Source organism: Novacetimonas pomaceti (genome assembly GCF_003207955.1).
Lineage (GTDB): Bacteria > Pseudomonadota > Alphaproteobacteria > Acetobacterales > Acetobacteraceae > Novacetimonas > Novacetimonas pomaceti.
Genome location: NZ_NOXG01000006.1, coordinates 80,948 through 95,516 on the forward strand (window position 1 = coordinate 80,948; position 14,569 = coordinate 95,516).

Genomic DNA, 14,569 nt, shown 5'->3' on the forward strand with positions numbered 1-14,569 from the left:
ATGAAACTATAGCCGATGAAACCATGGCCGATGAAACCGGGGCGCGTTTCATGCGTTCGGCACGGCAGGGACATAACGGGCGACATTACCGCCTGTCCGGTTTTGCGACCGGACAGGCGCAGCAGGGACATGCCATGACGCGACATGCCGGCGCACCACCGGATACAGGCCGACCGCGCACGGGCATCGCCAGCGTGCGCATCGCCGGCGTGCGCAACGGCGAATGCTCAGTCGGCGGCCAGGGCCAGCGCGTGGCGGTTCATCACGGTGCTGACGTGATCTTCCAGCGCGGCCGCGACCTCATCGGCATGGTTGGCAAAGATATGGTCGGCACCCTTGAAGATGCGGTAATCGACCTCGACCCCCTTCTGGGTGTTCAGCTTGTCCACCAGCTTGTGCACGGCGGGTTCGGGGACCAGTTCGTCGGCATCGCCCGCGATCATCAGGCCCCCGCAGGGACACGGGGCGAGGAAGCCGAAATCGTAATGGTTGGCGGGCGGGGCGACGCTGATCCAGCCGGTGATTTCGGGGCGGCGCATCAGCAGCTGCATGCCCACGAACGCGCCGAAGGAATATCCCGCGATCCACAGGCCGCGCGCGTTCGGGTTGACCATCTGCATCCAGTCGAGGGCGGCGGCGGCATCGGAGATTTCACCGATTCCCCCGTCATAGCGCCCCTGCGAACGCCCCACCCCGCGCGAGTTGTAGCGCATGACCGAAAAGCCCATCTTTTCGAACTCGCGATACATCGCATAGGTGATGCGGTTGTTCATGGTGCCGCCATGCAGCGGGTGCGGATGAAGGATCAGCGCAAGCGGCGCATTCGGCTCGCTTGAATGATGGTAGCGTCCTTCCAGGCGGCCGTCAGGGCCGGCGAACATGACCTCAGGCATATAAGATCCCGCATATGGTTGCCCGGTGGCCTGATGGCATGGCGCCGGGGCGGTTGGCGTTTCATTCCTTCCGATAACGATGCCCCGCATCGGACAGGCGGCTGTTCAATTGCCCCCACGGGCGGCGGAACCACCCCGGGGAACGCCACGCGGCCGTGATGTCAGCTGCAATGGCGGCAGTAAATCCAAAATGAATATCCGCATCCGGTCGTGCCGGATGCCATGATGACTGTGTGCGGACCCGGATATATACCGATTGGGCCTGATAATGCTGACGTGGCCTAGTGATTAAAAATGTTTCTTTGTCGGGTAAGCATTGCATTTGCGGCAGGTATGGGTGTCATGCGCATGCCGTCATGGCTGGCGGATGAAGGGCCGGCGCGGACTGCCTGCATGGATGCTGCCTCATGATCTACGCTCCGCTATTGCGATCGTGTACGGGGACGCGGCTGCCGATGTGCGACTGCCAGCGTCACGTCTCATTCGGCCCTGCGCGGCCCTGCCGCCAGGTCGGATGCGCAGCTTATAGCGAGGCCAATTCACAAATTGCCAGATAAATCGTAAACTTAAACCACAAAGTAATGTCGTGGTATTGCTGGCGACATATGGATCGGGGACTGAAATGAACGGCGGCGCGGGTGATTTCTACTATCTGGATGCCAACGCATCCGAACCGCTCCGCCCGGAGGCGCTGGAGGCGATGACGGCGGCGGCGCGGGTCGGTGGCAACCCGTCATCGGTTCACCGCGCCGGGCGCGCGGCGCGCGCGGTCATGGAAACCGCGCGGGAGGAAATGGCGGCCATTTTCGGCGCCACGGCGGAAAACTGCGTCATGACCTCCGGCGGGACGGAGGCGAACGTGCTGGCGATCGATGCGCTGGGCCAGGGGCGACCGATCCTGTATGGCGCGACGGAACATGACGCCGTGCGCATGGCCGCCAGCGCGCGCGGTGGGCAGGTCATTCCCGTTGACGGGCACGGGGTCGTCCGCGCCGACGCGCTGGCGGCCATGCTGGCGCGCGCGTCGGGGGATGATGCCCCGCTGGTGTGCGTGATGCTGGCGAATAACGAGACGGGGGTGATCCAGCCCATCGCGGAGATTGCGCGCCTGTGTCGCGCCCATGGCGCGCGCCTGCATGTGGACGCGGTGCAGGCTGCGGGACGCATGGCGGTGGACCTGCGTGAACTGGGGGCGGACAGCATGGCCGTCTCCGCCCACAAATTCGGCGGCCCGAAAGGGGCCGGGGCGCTCGTGCTGGCGGGCGATCGCTTTTTTGCCCTGCCGCCGATGCTGGCGGGCGGGGGGCAGGAACAGGGCCGGCGGGGTGGCACGCCCGCCCTTCCGGCGATCGCGGGCATGGCGGCCGCCCTGGTGGCGACGCGACGCGATTGTGCCGACCCGGCGTATCAGGGCCGCATGGCAGGATGGCGCGATGATATCGACCGGATGGCGCGCAGTTGTGGCGCGGTGGTATGTTCCGGTGACGCGCCGCGACTGCCCAACACCACATGCCTTGTCCTGCCCCACAGGCGGGCGCAGACGCAGCTGATCGCACTGGACATGGCGGGATTCTGCGTCTCCGCCGGGTCGGCCTGTTCCTCGGGCAAGGTGGCGCGTTCGCATGTCCTGGTTGCGATGGGCATGGACGATCTGGCCGGATGCGCCATCCGGGTATCCCTGCCATGGTCCGTCACGGCGGAACAGGTGGGGGCGTTCATGGCCGCCTATGCCGACATGGCCGCGCGCCTTCCCGCCCGCGCGGGGGCTAGATGATGGCGCGTCGCGTTCCCACCTGTGGCCATGATGATACCCGCCACCACAATGCCCGGCCATCGGGACGTTCCGGCCGCGCGACGTGGCGGGATGAGGGATGACAATGCTCGATACGCCACAGCAACTGCACACGCCATTGCCGGATGGGGAAATCTACCTCGATTATCAGGCGACAACGCCCTGCGATCCCCGCGTGGTGGAGGAGATGCTGCCGTGGTTCACGCTGCAGTTCGCCAATCCGCACAGCGCCGATCACGCGGCCGGCCAGCGCGCGCAGGCCGCCGTGGAAATCGCGCGCGCGCGCGTTGCCGCTCTGCTGGGCGCCGATGTGCGGGAGATCGTGTTTACCTCCGGCGCGACGGAGGCCAATAACCTCGCCATCAAGGGGGCGGTGCGTCACCTGCTGTCCATGGGCACGACCCGCCGCCGCGTCATCACGGTCGCCACCGAACATAAATGCGTGCTGGAATCCGTCCGCGACCTTGCCGCCGAAGGGTGCGAGCCCGTCATCCTGCCTGTCGGGGCGGACGGGCGACTTGATCCCGATACGCTGCATCGCGCGCTGGAGGTGCCGACCCTGCTGGTCAGCATCATGGCGGCGAACAATGAAACGGGCGTCATCCATGACCTGTCCGCCCTTGCGCCACTGGTGCGCCGGGCGGGCGCGCTGATGCACAGCGACCTTGCCCAGGCGGCGGGCAAGATCGCGCTGGATGTGGGCGGCCTCGATCTCGCCTCGGTCTCCGCGCACAAGATGTACGGGCCAAAAGGGGTGGGGGCGCTGTTTGTGCGCCGTCGCCCGCGCGTGCGCCTGACGCCGCTGTTTTCGGGCGGCGGGCAGGAACGGGGCCTGCGGTCGGGCACGCTGCCCGCGCCGCTGCTGATCGGCTTTGGCGCGGCATGCCACATCGCGATGCAGGAAATGGCGGCGGACGGCGCGCGCATGCGCATGCTGCGTGACCGCCTGCTCCACCTCCTGCGGGCCGGGTGTCCGGGGCTGGAGGTCAACGGCAGCATGGAACACCGCCTTGCGTCCAACCTGAACCTGCGTTTTGCCAACGCCACCGCCCTTGATATCATGGCACGCGCGCCCGAACTGTGTGTGTCCACCGGCTCAGCGTGTTCTTCGGCGCAACTGGTGCCTTCCTATGTCCTGACGGCGATGGGGCTGGACGCGGCGCAGGCCGCGCGAAGCTTGCGTCTGGCGGTGGGACGCTATACCTCACGCGCCGATGTGGATCGTGCGGCGGCGATCCTGTGCCGCGCGGCGGCAGGGGACACGTAGCGCGGGGAAGAGCGGCCCGGCAGGGATGTCCGGGCATGGAACTGTGTTCAGGATGGAATGATGGCGCATATTGTTTTTGTCGAACGTGATGGCACCCGGCGCGAGGTCGCGGCCCCCATCGGGCTGTCGGTGCTGGAAATCGCGCACAAGAACGGAATTGACCTCGAAGGCGCGTGCGAGGGATCACTGGCGTGCGCGACGTGCCATGTCGTTGTCGATCCGCAGTGGGCGGACAAGCTGACGCCCCCGACTGAGGATGAGGAAGACATGCTCGATCTTGCCTTCGGGCTTGAAAAGACCTCGCGCCTTGGCTGCCAGATCGTGATGACCGAGGCGCTCGATGGCCTCGTGGTGCGCCTGCCGCACACATCCTGACGCGGGCGGGCTGATAATTCCTTTGACGTCGGGTCCCTGCCTTCGATAGGCAGGAAGGCCCGGTTGTCGTTCCCTGATCTGAAAGTATAGCGGACCCATGCGTATCCTGGTCGCCATGTCCGGCGGGGTGGACAGTTCGGTTGTCGCCGCCCGCCTTGTCGCGGAGGGACATGATGTGGTGGGGGCGACCCTGCAGCTTTATGATTCGCGTGAAAGCGCGCGCAAGGGGGCGTGCTGCGCCGGGCGCGACATCCATGACGCGCGGCGCGTGGCCGACCGTCTGGGGATCGCGCATTATGTCATCGACGCCGAACGGCGTTTCCGCGACAGCGTGATCGAAAAATTCGCCGATGCCTATGCCGGGGGTGAAACGCCGGTTCCGTGCGTTGCGTGCAATCAGGGCGTGAAATTCACCGACCTTCTGGGCATGGCGCGCGACCTGGGTGTCGATGCGATGGCCACCGGCCATTACGTGCGCCGCATCGAAGGGCCGGATGGCGTGGAACTGCACCGCCCGGTGGACCGGACGCGCGACCAGTCATGGTTCCTGTTCGCCACCACGCTCCAGCAGCTTGGCTTCCTGCGCTTCCCACTTGGCGACATGCCGGACAAGGATGCCGTGCGCGCGCAGGCCGAGCAGTTCGGCCTTGCGGTGGCGGGAAAGCCCGACAGCCAGGACCTGTGCTTCGTCCCCGATGGTTCCTATGCCGCGCTGGTGGAAAAGCTGCGTCCGGAAACTGGCGGCGGGGGAGAGATCGTGGATCTGCGCGGCAACGTGGTCGGCGCGCATGAAGGCGTCGCGCGGTACACCGTGGGGCAGAGCCGCCGGCTGGGCGATGCGACGATGCATGGCGGCGAACGCCAGATGGTGGTGGGGATCGAACCCGCCCGCCGCCGCGTGGTCATCGGTCCGCGCACGCAGGGCGTTACGCGCGAACTGCGGCTGCGGGACATGAACTGGCTGGTTGACGCGCCGGCGGAAGGGCTGCGCTGCGGGGTGCAGATCCGCGCGCGTGAGGACGTGCGGCCCGCGACCGTCTGGCGCGGTCCCGACGGCGGGGCATCGGTCCTCCTTGACGAAGCGGCGGTGCCTGCCCCGGGGCAGGCCTGTGTGATGTATGACGGGACGCGGGTGCTGGGCGGGGGATTCATCCGTCGGCATGATCCCGTGGCCTGACTGTCTGACCGGTACGAAAGGGCGAAGGCATGTCTGAAGGATCACTGGTCATCGGGACGCGGCGCTATTCCTCGTGGTCGTTGCGGGGCTGGCTTGCGGTACGGCTGGCGGGACTGGATGTGGAGGAAGTCGTCATTCCCCTGTCCAATGATGGCAACACGTCGGCCATCAAGACGATTTCCCCCAGCGGCAAGGTGCCCTATCTGGAACATCGGGGCGTTGCGGTATGGGAAAGCATCGCGATCTGCGAATACTGCGCCGATCATGTGCCGTCCCTGTGGCCCGCGTCCCCGCGTCCCCGTGCCTTTGCCCGCAGCATCGCGGCGGAAATGCATGCCGGGTTCCGGGCATTGCGCGCGGCCATGCCGATGAATGTTGGCCGTAACGCAAGGCCACTGGCAAATGGAACGACGGATGATATCGACGCCGATATCGCGCGTATCGACGCCATCTGGACGGAGGCGCGCCTTGATTTCGGGCAGGACGGCGCGTTCCTGTTCGGCCCGCAATTCACGCTGGCGGACGTGATGTTCGCGCCCATCGTCTCGCGCTTCCTGTCCTATGGGGTCACGCCTTCCCCGGAATCTGTAGCCTACATGAAGGCGGTGCGGGCGCATCCGCTGGTGGACCAGTGGTACCAGGACGCGCTGGCGGAGCCGAAGGAATGGCGCAACGCCCGGTTCGAGGATATTCCCTGAGGCGCGCTTTCGGATCTGACCTGAAAATAACCCTTTGATAAAAAACAACGGAAATTTCCAGATGCCGCCATTTCGCCAGAAGGCGGCGTTTTGCGGATGGCTTTGGGAACATTCTTTGCACCATCGGCCAAAGCCATGAAGGTCGTGACGGTACTGCCCCGGCGCGAGGGATATGCCACCGATGCTGCTGGTGCGATCGGCCTGCAGGTCACGGCCATGGCGGGGCCGGATGACGTGGTCGTGGGCGTCCCGATAACGGGAACGCCCCTGCCGGGGGGACATTTCGTGCCTGCCCCGATCGGGATATGGCCGCCGGGCGGCACATTGTGGCGGTATGCCCATGCCGTCGCGCGCGCCATCAGGCGTCATGCGGTGTCGCCTGATCTGATCGAGGTGCATAACCGTCCCGACATGGCCCTGTTCCTCGGACGGCGTTTTCCCTCCGTCCCGATCCTGCTGGTGCTGCATAACGATCCGCAGGGGATGCGTTTCGCGCGTACGCCCCGCGCGCGGCGTGCCCTGCTGCGTCGCGTGCGCGTTGCCGCCGTGTCGCACTGGCTGCGGGAACGTTTTCTGGACGGACTGCCCCCGCAATGCGCCGGGGATGTCGCCTTTTCCCCCAACGGGACCATCGTGCCCGCGACCTGCCTGCCCGATGCAGGGCGTGAGCGCGTGGTCATGTTCGCCGGGCGGGTCGTGGCGGACAAGGGGGCGGACCTGTTCGTGCAGGCATGGGCAATGGTGCGCCATGCCTGTCCCGGCTGGCGTGCCGTGATGTATGGCGCGGACCGTTTTTTCGCGGATGCCGATGAAACCCCGTTCATCGCCGCGCTTCGCCCGCAGGCCGAGGCGGCGGGCGTGGAAATGGTGGGATACCGCCCCCATGCCGACGTGCTGGCGGCCATGGGACGCGCGGCGATCATGGTCATGCCCGTCCGCTGGGCGGAGCCGTTTGGCGTCAGCGCGCTTGAAGCGATGGCGGCGGGAACGGCCCTGATTGCCTCGCCCAATGGCGCGCTGGCGCGACTGGTGGGCGATGGTGGGCTGCTGGTGCCCCCCACCCCGGTGGAAGGGCTGGCCCGGGCGATGTCGGACCTGATGGCCTCGTCCCCCGCGCGGGTGGCGCTGTCGGCGCGGGGGCGCGAACAGGCGCGGCGGTACGACCTTGCGCGGACGCGGGCCATCCGCTGGCAGGTCCGCGCCGCGTGTCTGGGGCCGCGTGCATGACCCTGTTGCATGGGGGGGTATGTGACAGGCGCCCCCGTATGCCTATATGCAGGAATTACAATTACGCAGATTGATGGAGTACACCATGTCGGACGCCACGCAGGCATCGCCGGATACCGACCGGCTTGTGCCGGTCACGGTCCTGACCGGATTTCTGGGCGCGGGAAAGACGACGCTGCTCAATCACATCCTGACCGCCGAACATGGCCGCAAATACGCGGTCGTGGTCAACGAATTCGGGGAACTGGGCGTGGATAACGACCTCGTCGTCGATGCGGACGAGGAAGTGTTCGAAATGAACAACGGCTGCATCTGCTGCACCGTGCGCGGTGACCTGATCCGTATCCTTGGCAACCTGATGAAGCGGCGGGGCAAGTTCGACGGCATCATCGTGGAGACGACCGGCCTTGCCGATCCCGCCCCCGTCGCGCAGACCTTTTTCGTTGACGAGGACGTGCGCGGCAAGACGCGGCTGGATGCGGTCGTGACCGTGGTCGATGCCTACAACGTGCTCCAGACGCTCAATGAAAGCCCGGAGGCGGTGAACCAGATCGCCTTTGCCGATGTCATCATCCTCAACAAGACCGACCTTGTGGACGAAGTGGCGCTGGCGACCATCGAATCGCGTATCCGCGCGATCAATGGCGTGGCCCGCCTGCACCGCGCGCAGCGCGGGGATGTCCCGCTCAGCGATGTGCTGGACCAGGGGGGATTTGACCTGCAGCGCGCGCTCCAGCAGGCGCCGCGTTTTCTGGAGGAGAGCGAACATCACCACGAGGAGGACGTGACCTCGATGTCCTTCGTGGTGGAAGAACCGCTTGACGGGGCGAAGTTCCAGGCATGGATCGGCGCGCTGCTTCAGGAGAAGGGGGCGGATATCCTGCGCGCCAAGGGCATCCTGAACTATGCCGGGGAATCGCAGAGGTTTGCGTTCCAGGCGGTGCATATGATGGCCGATGGCGGTTTCATCGGGCCATGGAAAAAGGGCGAGAAGCCGGAATCCCGTCTGGTGTTCATCGGACGCAACCTCAACCGTCCGCAGCTGCGTCGCGGATTTGAAAGCTGCCGTGCGAAATGAGTGACCGGATGAATGAGGCCGCGCCCGTCTCCCTTCTGGAACGGCGCGGCGCGACCCGCACGCTGGACGCCCATGTGACCGGCTGCGCCATTTCGCGCGACAGCCAGCAGGTCGCCTTCGTAACGGGGGAGGGGGATATCATCGTCGCCCCGCGCGCCGACTGGGGGCAGGCCGATGCGTGGCAGGTGACGACCGTCCATGACGGCGCGGTCCTGTCCGTGGCGGCGGACGCCGCGCCGGGGGGATTCCTGACGGGCGGGGACGACAACACCCTGCGCCGCATCGCCGCCGACGGGACGGTCAGCGAACTGGTGCGGGGACGCCGCTGGGTCGAGCATGTCGCGACATGGGCCAACCCGAAGGACGCGACAAAGGGTGGCGTGATCGCCTTTGTCGCGGGCCGTCAGGTGGAACTGCGCGATGCGTCGGGAGAGACGACGCTCAAGACGCTGGACCATCCCTCTACCGTCAGCGGCATCACCTTTGACGCGAAGGGCAAGCGCATCGCCGCGTCGCATTACAATGGCGCGACGATGTGGTTCGTCCATGCAAAGGTCGATACGCCGCGCCAGCTGGAATGGAAGGGCAGCCATATCGGCGTCGTCATCCACCCCGAGGGCGAGGCGCTGGTGACATCGATGCAGGAATCCGAACTGCATGGATGGCGGCTGTCGGACGGGCACAACATGCGCATGAGCGGCTATCCCGCCAAGGTGGCGTCGATGGCCTTTACCCGCAATGGCAAATGGCTTGTGACCAGTGGCGCGGACGTCGTGGTGATGTGGCCGTTCTTTGGCGGTGGCCCGATGGGCAAGGCGCCGGCGGAACTGGGTGGTGTGCCGGGCGTGATCTGCACCCGCGTGGCGACCCATCCCGTCCATGATATCGTCGCGGCGGGCTTTGCCGACGGGACCGTGCTGCTGGCCGATACCACGGCGCAGAAGATCCTGCCGGTCTGCACGGCGGGTGGCGGCCCCATTTCCGCGCTGGCCTTCAGCGACGATGGCTGCGCCCTTGCCTTCGGGACGGAGGAAGGACGCATCGCGATCGTGGACCTGTCCGCGCGTTGAACGACATGGCGCGCCCGGACGACGCCACGGACGCCACGGGCGCTGTGGTGCCCCCCGTGCGTGTCCTGCATGTCATGGCGGGCCGGGGAAATGGCGGGGCGGAGCTGTATTCGACGGACGTGATCCTCAGCCTGCAGCAGGCAGGTCTGGCGCAATGCGTGGTGATGCGTCCCGACGCGCCGCGCGTGCGCGAACTGCGTGCGGCGGGGGTGGATGTCATCACCGATGTCATGCGCCCGCCTTTTGCCCTGATGCAGCGTCGCCGCATGGGCGGGGTGATCGCGCGGTACCGTCCCGATATCGTGCATTGCTGGCTGCGTCGCGCCGCCGAACTGACCCCTCGCGATGCGGGTGCCGCGGCGCAGGTCATCGGCTGGTTCGGGAATTACAAGGACCTGCGCGCGTTTTCGCACTGTCGCTGGTTCGTGGGATGCACCCCCGACATGGCGCGGTCGATGCGCGCGCGCGGGATCGCGGACGATCATGTCGCCTATATCCCGACCTTCCCCTCGGTGGAGGTCGCAGCCCCGCTGTCACGCCAGACGCTGGACACGCCGGCGGATGCGCGCGTGCTGCTGAGCCTGTCGCGCCTGCATGAGGCCAAGGGACTGGAAACCCTGCTGCATGCCCTGCGTGACCTGCCGGACTGTTACCTGTGGATGGCCGGGACAGGGCCGCTGCGCAACGCGCTGGGGGAACTGGCGCGGCGGCTGGGGGTGGAATCGCGTGTCCGCTTCCTTGGGTGGCGGACGGATCGCGGCGCGCTGCTGGCGGCGGCGGATGTGTGTGTCCTGCCCTCCCGCTATGAACCGTTCGGGACGGTGATCCTTGATGCCTGGTCGGCGCGCGCGCCGCTGGTCGCGTGCGCCAGCGCCGGGCCGCGCGCGCATGTGCGCAATGGCGAAAATGGCATGCTGGTGCCGATCGACGATGTCGGGGCATTGCGCGGCGCACTGCGCGCCGTCCTTGACGACGCGTCCCTTCGCGCGCGCATCATTGCCGGGGGATACGCGGATTACGAGGCCAGCTATACCCGTGCGGCGGTGACGCGGCGCTGGCTTGAATATTACCGCCGGATTTCCGCCTGCTGAACGGGCGGGACATCGATGCCAGGCCCCGTAGCGGGCCTGCGCGGCGGCGTGGGCTGCTGTTTCGCAACACCGCCGAGGAAGGATTCCGCCAGCGCGCTGTAGAGCGAGTGGTGGCAGATCATGCGCGATACGCCATAGGCGAGGAAGGATGTGGCCAGCAGCGCCAGCGTCACCTCCTGATTGTCACACATTTCCATCACGATGACCGACGCGGTCAGCGGGGACTGCACCACCGCTGAAAAATACCCGACCATGCCCAGCAGGACGACCGCCCCGGGCGTGGTATGGGGCAGGAACTGCGCCACCCAGCCGCCAAATCCGGCCCCGATGGCAAGCGAGGGCGCGAACAGCCCCCCCGGTATGCCGGAGCAGTAGGAGATGATGGTGGCGATGAACTTCAGGATGAAGAAGGATGCGGGATAGTGCGCCTGCCCGTCGATGACGGAGCGCGCCTGATAGTACCCCGTGCCATAGGTGATGCCGCCTGACGCGATGCCCAGGATCGCCAGCGCCAGCCCGCATGCGGCGGCAAAGGCGACGGGATGCCCCTTGGCGAAACGTCCCAGCGCACCGGGAAGCCCCGCCGTGGCGCGGATCAGGATGGCGGAAAACACCCCGCCGCCCACACCGCCAAGGATCCCGCACGTCAGCACCGCGATCCAGCTTATGCCGATGGGCACGCTGACGTCGGTATGCCCGAAATAGGTATAGTTGCCCACCAGCGCGATGGCGGTCACGCCCGACAGGATCACCCCGGTCAGCATGGTGCCGCTGGTGCGCTGCTCGAACGAATGGCTCAGTTCCTCGATGGCGAAGACGATGCCCGCCAGCGGCGTGTTGAACGCGGCCGCCACGCCCGATGCCCCGCCCGCAAGGATCAGGCCGCGACGCATGCTGACGGTCGACAGGTTCAGCCACCGCCCGCAGGTATGCATGATGGCCGCGCCGACCTGCACCGTGGGGCCTTCGCGGCCGATCGACGCCCCCGCCAGCAGGCCGAGCGTCGTCAGCGCGATCTTGCCAAACGCCACGCGCAGCGTCAGCAGCCGGTCCACGACGGCGAAATTCGTCAGGTTCAGCGTGGCGATGGTCTGGGGGATGCCGCTGCCCTGCGCGCCCCGGAACCATGTCCGTGTCAGCCATGACGACAGCGCCAGGCCGCCGGGGGTGACAACCAGCATGATCCACGGGTTCCATGTGATCAGGTGGGTGCGGATGCTGGCCGCCGTATCCGCCGCAAGGGCGAATCCGACCGCCACCATCCCCACCATGACGGCAGCGCTCCAGCATGCCAGCTTGCGTCGCCACTGTTCCGTGGTGATCCGTGCGGAACGCCGCAGGTGACGCCTGCGGGCGGGGGTAAGGTCAGGTTTCATCGCCGGTCAGGGCTTTCAGGTCATGCGTGGAACCGGAACCATCCTGACGGGCAGGAGGGCGGAGGTCGCCGGTCGTTACTGTCTGTCGGGCGCCTTCCGGCGCGGATGATCCGCGCGGGGGCCACCCGCCGGACATCGGTTTCCCCTGTAAATCCATGGGACTGAATCCATGGGGCTGGTGGTGTTGCGAATGGCCGTCATAATGACCCTGAACCGCCGTGCGGTCGCAGGGTTTCGGTATCACATCGTCGTGCCGGCGGGGGATTTTCCCACGGCCGGGGGCCGTCAGGGCAGGACGACGACGCCGTTATGCTTGGCCTTGCGCTCGGGTTCAACATGAATGTTGATGAGCGCGCTGCCCAGGTCGCCGCGCAGGGCTTCCTCGATCCGGTCACAGATCTGGTGCGCGTCTTCCACCGTCATGTCGCTTGCGACGACAAGGTGGAATTCGATGAAGGTCATCGCGCCCACGGTGCGCGCGCGGATATCGTGCGCCTCGATCGCGCCGGAGGCGTTGGCCGAAATGATCTGGCGGATCCGTGCCAACGTTTCCGGGTCGGGGGCTGCGTCCATCAGGCCGGAAATCGACGTGCGCATCATGTCCCATCCCGTGCGCAGGACGTTCAGCGCGATCAGTCCCGCCAGGATGCTGTCCAGCCGGTCCCATCCCGTCAGCGGGATCAGGATGAAGCCCGCGACCAGTGCCGCGGATGCCCACACGTCGGACAGCACATGCTGCCCCCCCGCGATCAGGGTGGGCGACTGGTGCCGCCGTCCCGCCGCCATCATGACCGTCCCCCATGCGAGGTTGAGCACCCCCGCCCCGCCATTGAAAAGGACGCCCATCAGGGAATTGGTCGGAAGGTGGGGCGAAAACCATCCCTTCCATGCCTCGTGCCCGATGGTGATGGCGGTCATGACCACCAGCACCCCTTCGGCGACGGCTGACAGGTATTCCGCCTTGTAATGGCCATAGGTGTGGTTGGCGTCCGGCGGGAGGCTTGCGACATGCAGCGCCCACAGCCCCGTCACGGCGGCGACGACATTGATGATCGTCTCCAGCGTGTCGGAATACAGCGCCACGCTGCCGGTCGCGCGCCATGCGGCGTATTTCATCGCCAGCGCGACGATGCTGACGCCCAGAGTGACCCAGGCGATCATGTTGCGTGATGCGCCACCCGCCGACGGCGTGGCGGTAGTGGCCGTGGCTTCGCTCATACGCTGTGCGCCTCCGCAAGGACGCACAGCGTCGCGTCGTGGCGGGTTTCCATCTGCAGGGTGGGGTGGACGATCGCAAAGCGCGTCTTCAGTTCGCGTGCGATGTCATGCAGCATGCGGCTGTTCATGGCCGGGGCATGTTCGTCGCGCACCAGATGCACCGTCAGCGCGGTTTCCGTCGTGCTGATGGGCCAGATGTGCAGGTCATGCAGGTCCACGATGTCGGGCAGGCCACGCAGGTAGGATTCCACCATCATGCGGTCGATGGACCGTGGCACCCGGTCCAGTGCCATGTCCAGCGAATCGCGCAGCAGGGACCATGTCGCCGCCACGATGGAAACCGACACCAGCAGGCTGACCACCGGGTCGATCCGCAGCCAGCCGGTCATAAGGATAAGGCCGCCCGACACCACGACCGCCAGCGACATCAGCGCGTCGGACGCCATGTGCACGAAGGCGGCGCGCAGGTTCAGGTCCCCCTTGCCGCTGCGGGCGAACAGCATTGCCGTCAGGCCGTTGACGGCAATGCCGATGGCCGCGACGACCATGACCGTCATGCCCGCGACCGGGTGGGGATGGACCAGCCGCAGCACCGATTCCCAGATGATGCCCCCCGTCACCAGAAGCAGGGCGACGGCATTTCCAAGTGCCGCGAGGATGGACGACCGCCGCAGCCCATAGGTGAAATTGGAGGTGGGGGACCGCCGCGACAGGACTTCTGCAAGCCATGCCGCACCCAGCGCCAGCACGTCCGACAGGTTGTGCCCCGCGTCCGCCAGCAGGGCCAGCGCGTGCGATGCGATGCCCCAGATCGCCTCCGCGATGACATAGACAAGGTTCAGCCCGATTCCCAGCGCAAACGCCCGGCCGTACGACGCGGGGGCATGGACGTGATGGTGGCCGAAACCATGGTGGGCATGGTCGTGTCCTTCGTGCCCGTCATGGTCATGTCCGTCATGGTCGTGCTGGCACGCCGTTGCCCCGGACGCGTGGTCATGGTGGTGGTCATGGTGCGAATCGTCGTGGTGGTTATCGCCCATTGGCACGGTCTTTCCTCAGGCTCTGCCCCGGCAGCGGTCGGACTGCGGAACGGGAACTCGCGGGGGGGATGGGACCATATCGGGCATGTGAAACGGCATTGCCATGTCATGCCCGAATGCGACAGGGCACTCTCGCCCCATCCGGGTCGGCATGATATGGCAGGCGCGCCGCATATGGGCAATGGGCGATCTGCATGCGGCGCGGCGTGTTTGCCCCCTGCCGTTATATGCCCCTGTCATAATATGCCCTTGCCATATCTTGTCCGC

13 protein-coding genes are annotated in these 14,569 nt (G+C 66.4%); 9 read left to right on the forward strand and 4 right to left on the reverse strand.

The annotated features are described in order from the left end of the window. Positions 1-227: 227 nt before the first annotated feature. Positions 228-893, reverse strand: coding sequence for an alpha/beta hydrolase (locus CFR71_RS07975; RefSeq protein ID WP_110529744.1), 666 nt, complete (start codon positions 891-893; stop codon positions 228-230). A 622-nt stretch (positions 894-1,515) separates the two neighbouring features. Here CFR71_RS07975 and CFR71_RS07980 point away from each other — a divergent pair. The 9 genes from CFR71_RS07980 (at position 1,516) to CFR71_RS08020 (ending at position 10,668) form a co-directional block, all read left to right on the forward strand. After that, entirely contained in the window at positions 1,516-2,667 is a 1,152-nt protein-coding gene (locus CFR71_RS07980; protein ID WP_110529747.1) for a cysteine desulfurase family protein, read from the forward strand. A 97-nt stretch (positions 2,668-2,764) separates the two neighbouring features. Next, positions 2,765-3,952, forward strand: a complete 1,188-nt coding sequence (locus CFR71_RS07985; RefSeq protein WP_239020309.1) for a cysteine desulfurase family protein — start codon at positions 2,765-2,767, stop codon at positions 3,950-3,952. A gap of 60 nt (positions 3,953-4,012) precedes the next feature. Next, positions 4,013-4,327 carry a ferredoxin family 2Fe-2S iron-sulfur cluster binding protein gene (locus CFR71_RS07990; protein ID WP_110529925.1) on the forward strand — a complete coding sequence of 105 codons (315 nt, stop codon included), beginning with the start codon at positions 4,013-4,015 and terminating at the stop codon, positions 4,325-4,327. 97 nt (positions 4,328-4,424) lie between these two features. Next, positions 4,425-5,504 carry a tRNA 2-thiouridine(34) synthase MnmA gene (mnmA, locus tag CFR71_RS07995; protein ID WP_110529750.1) on the forward strand — a complete coding sequence of 360 codons (1,080 nt, stop codon included), beginning with the start codon at positions 4,425-4,427 and terminating at the stop codon, positions 5,502-5,504. Positions 5,505-5,533: 29 nt separating this feature from the next. Next, positions 5,534-6,202, forward strand: coding sequence for a glutathione S-transferase family protein (locus tag CFR71_RS08000; RefSeq protein WP_110529754.1), 669 nt, complete (start codon positions 5,534-5,536; stop codon positions 6,200-6,202). A gap of 135 nt (positions 6,203-6,337) precedes the next feature. Then, complete coding sequence (locus CFR71_RS08005) at positions 6,338-7,429, forward strand: glycosyltransferase family 4 protein (protein WP_110529929.1); 1,092 nt, start codon at positions 6,338-6,340, stop codon at positions 7,427-7,429. 85 nt (positions 7,430-7,514) lie between these two features. Next, the gene (locus tag CFR71_RS08010) at positions 7,515-8,507 is read left to right on the forward strand and encodes a CobW family GTP-binding protein (protein WP_110529932.1); all 993 of its coding nucleotides are present in this window, start codon (positions 7,515-7,517) and stop codon (positions 8,505-8,507) included. Continuing rightward, positions 8,504-9,577, forward strand: coding sequence for a WD40 repeat domain-containing protein (locus tag CFR71_RS08015; protein ID WP_110529758.1), 1,074 nt, complete (start codon positions 8,504-8,506; stop codon positions 9,575-9,577). The genes CFR71_RS08010 and CFR71_RS08015 overlap by 4 nt, the downstream gene beginning before the upstream one ends. 56 nt (positions 9,578-9,633) lie before the next feature. After that, entirely contained in the window at positions 9,634-10,668 is a 1,035-nt protein-coding gene (locus CFR71_RS08020) for a glycosyltransferase (RefSeq protein ID WP_207781344.1), read from the forward strand. On the opposite strand, the gene CFR71_RS08025 is transcribed toward CFR71_RS08020, so the two are convergent. From CFR71_RS08025 to CFR71_RS08035, 3 genes are all read right to left on the reverse strand, one after another. Next, positions 10,644-12,044 (reverse strand): chloride channel protein, encoded by a 1,401-nt coding sequence (locus tag CFR71_RS08025; protein ID WP_110529762.1) that lies wholly within the window; start codon positions 12,042-12,044, stop codon positions 10,644-10,646. The genes CFR71_RS08020 and CFR71_RS08025 overlap by 25 nt on opposite strands. A 285-nt stretch (positions 12,045-12,329) precedes the next feature. Beyond that, the gene (locus CFR71_RS08030) at positions 12,330-13,205 is read right to left on the reverse strand and encodes a cation diffusion facilitator family transporter (protein WP_110529939.1); all 876 of its coding nucleotides are present in this window, start codon (positions 13,203-13,205) and stop codon (positions 12,330-12,332) included. A 53-nt stretch (positions 13,206-13,258) separates the two neighbouring features. After that, the gene (locus CFR71_RS08035; RefSeq protein WP_110529764.1) at positions 13,259-14,302 is read right to left on the reverse strand and encodes a cation diffusion facilitator family transporter; all 1,044 of its coding nucleotides are present in this window, start codon (positions 14,300-14,302) and stop codon (positions 13,259-13,261) included. Positions 14,303-14,569 lie beyond the last annotated feature (267 nt).

What these genes read in the sequence shown, in the direction of transcription:
- CFR71_RS07975 (WP_110529744.1), bottom strand. Translation starts at nt 893, where the DNA reads ATGCCTGAGGTCATGTTCGCCGGCCCTGACGGCCGCCTGGAAGGACGC.
- CFR71_RS08015 (WP_110529758.1), top strand. Translation starts at nt 8,504, where the DNA reads ATGAGTGACCGGATGAATGAGGCCGCGCCCGTCTCCCTTCTGGAACGG.
- CFR71_RS08025 (WP_110529762.1), bottom strand. Translation starts at nt 12,044, where the DNA reads ATGAAACCTGACCTTACCCCCGCCCGCAGGCGTCACCTGCGGCGTTCC.
- CFR71_RS08035 (WP_110529764.1), bottom strand. Translation starts at nt 14,302, where the DNA reads ATGGGCGATAACCACCACGACGATTCGCACCATGACCACCACCATGAC.
- CFR71_RS07985 (WP_239020309.1), top strand. Translation starts at nt 2,765, where the DNA reads ATGACAATGCTCGATACGCCACAGCAACTGCACACGCCATTGCCGGAT.
- mnmA (WP_110529750.1), top strand. Translation starts at nt 4,425, where the DNA reads ATGCGTATCCTGGTCGCCATGTCCGGCGGGGTGGACAGTTCGGTTGTC.
- CFR71_RS08000 (WP_110529754.1), top strand. Translation starts at nt 5,534, where the DNA reads ATGTCTGAAGGATCACTGGTCATCGGGACGCGGCGCTATTCCTCGTGG.
- CFR71_RS07980 (WP_110529747.1), top strand. Translation starts at nt 1,516, where the DNA reads ATGAACGGCGGCGCGGGTGATTTCTACTATCTGGATGCCAACGCATCC.
- CFR71_RS08030 (WP_110529939.1), bottom strand. Translation starts at nt 13,205, where the DNA reads ATGATCGCCTGGGTCACTCTGGGCGTCAGCATCGTCGCGCTGGCGATG.
- CFR71_RS08005 (WP_110529929.1), top strand. Translation starts at nt 6,338, where the DNA reads ATGAAGGTCGTGACGGTACTGCCCCGGCGCGAGGGATATGCCACCGAT.
- CFR71_RS07990 (WP_110529925.1), top strand. Translation starts at nt 4,013, where the DNA reads ATGGCGCATATTGTTTTTGTCGAACGTGATGGCACCCGGCGCGAGGTC.
- CFR71_RS08010 (WP_110529932.1), top strand. Translation starts at nt 7,515, where the DNA reads ATGTCGGACGCCACGCAGGCATCGCCGGATACCGACCGGCTTGTGCCG.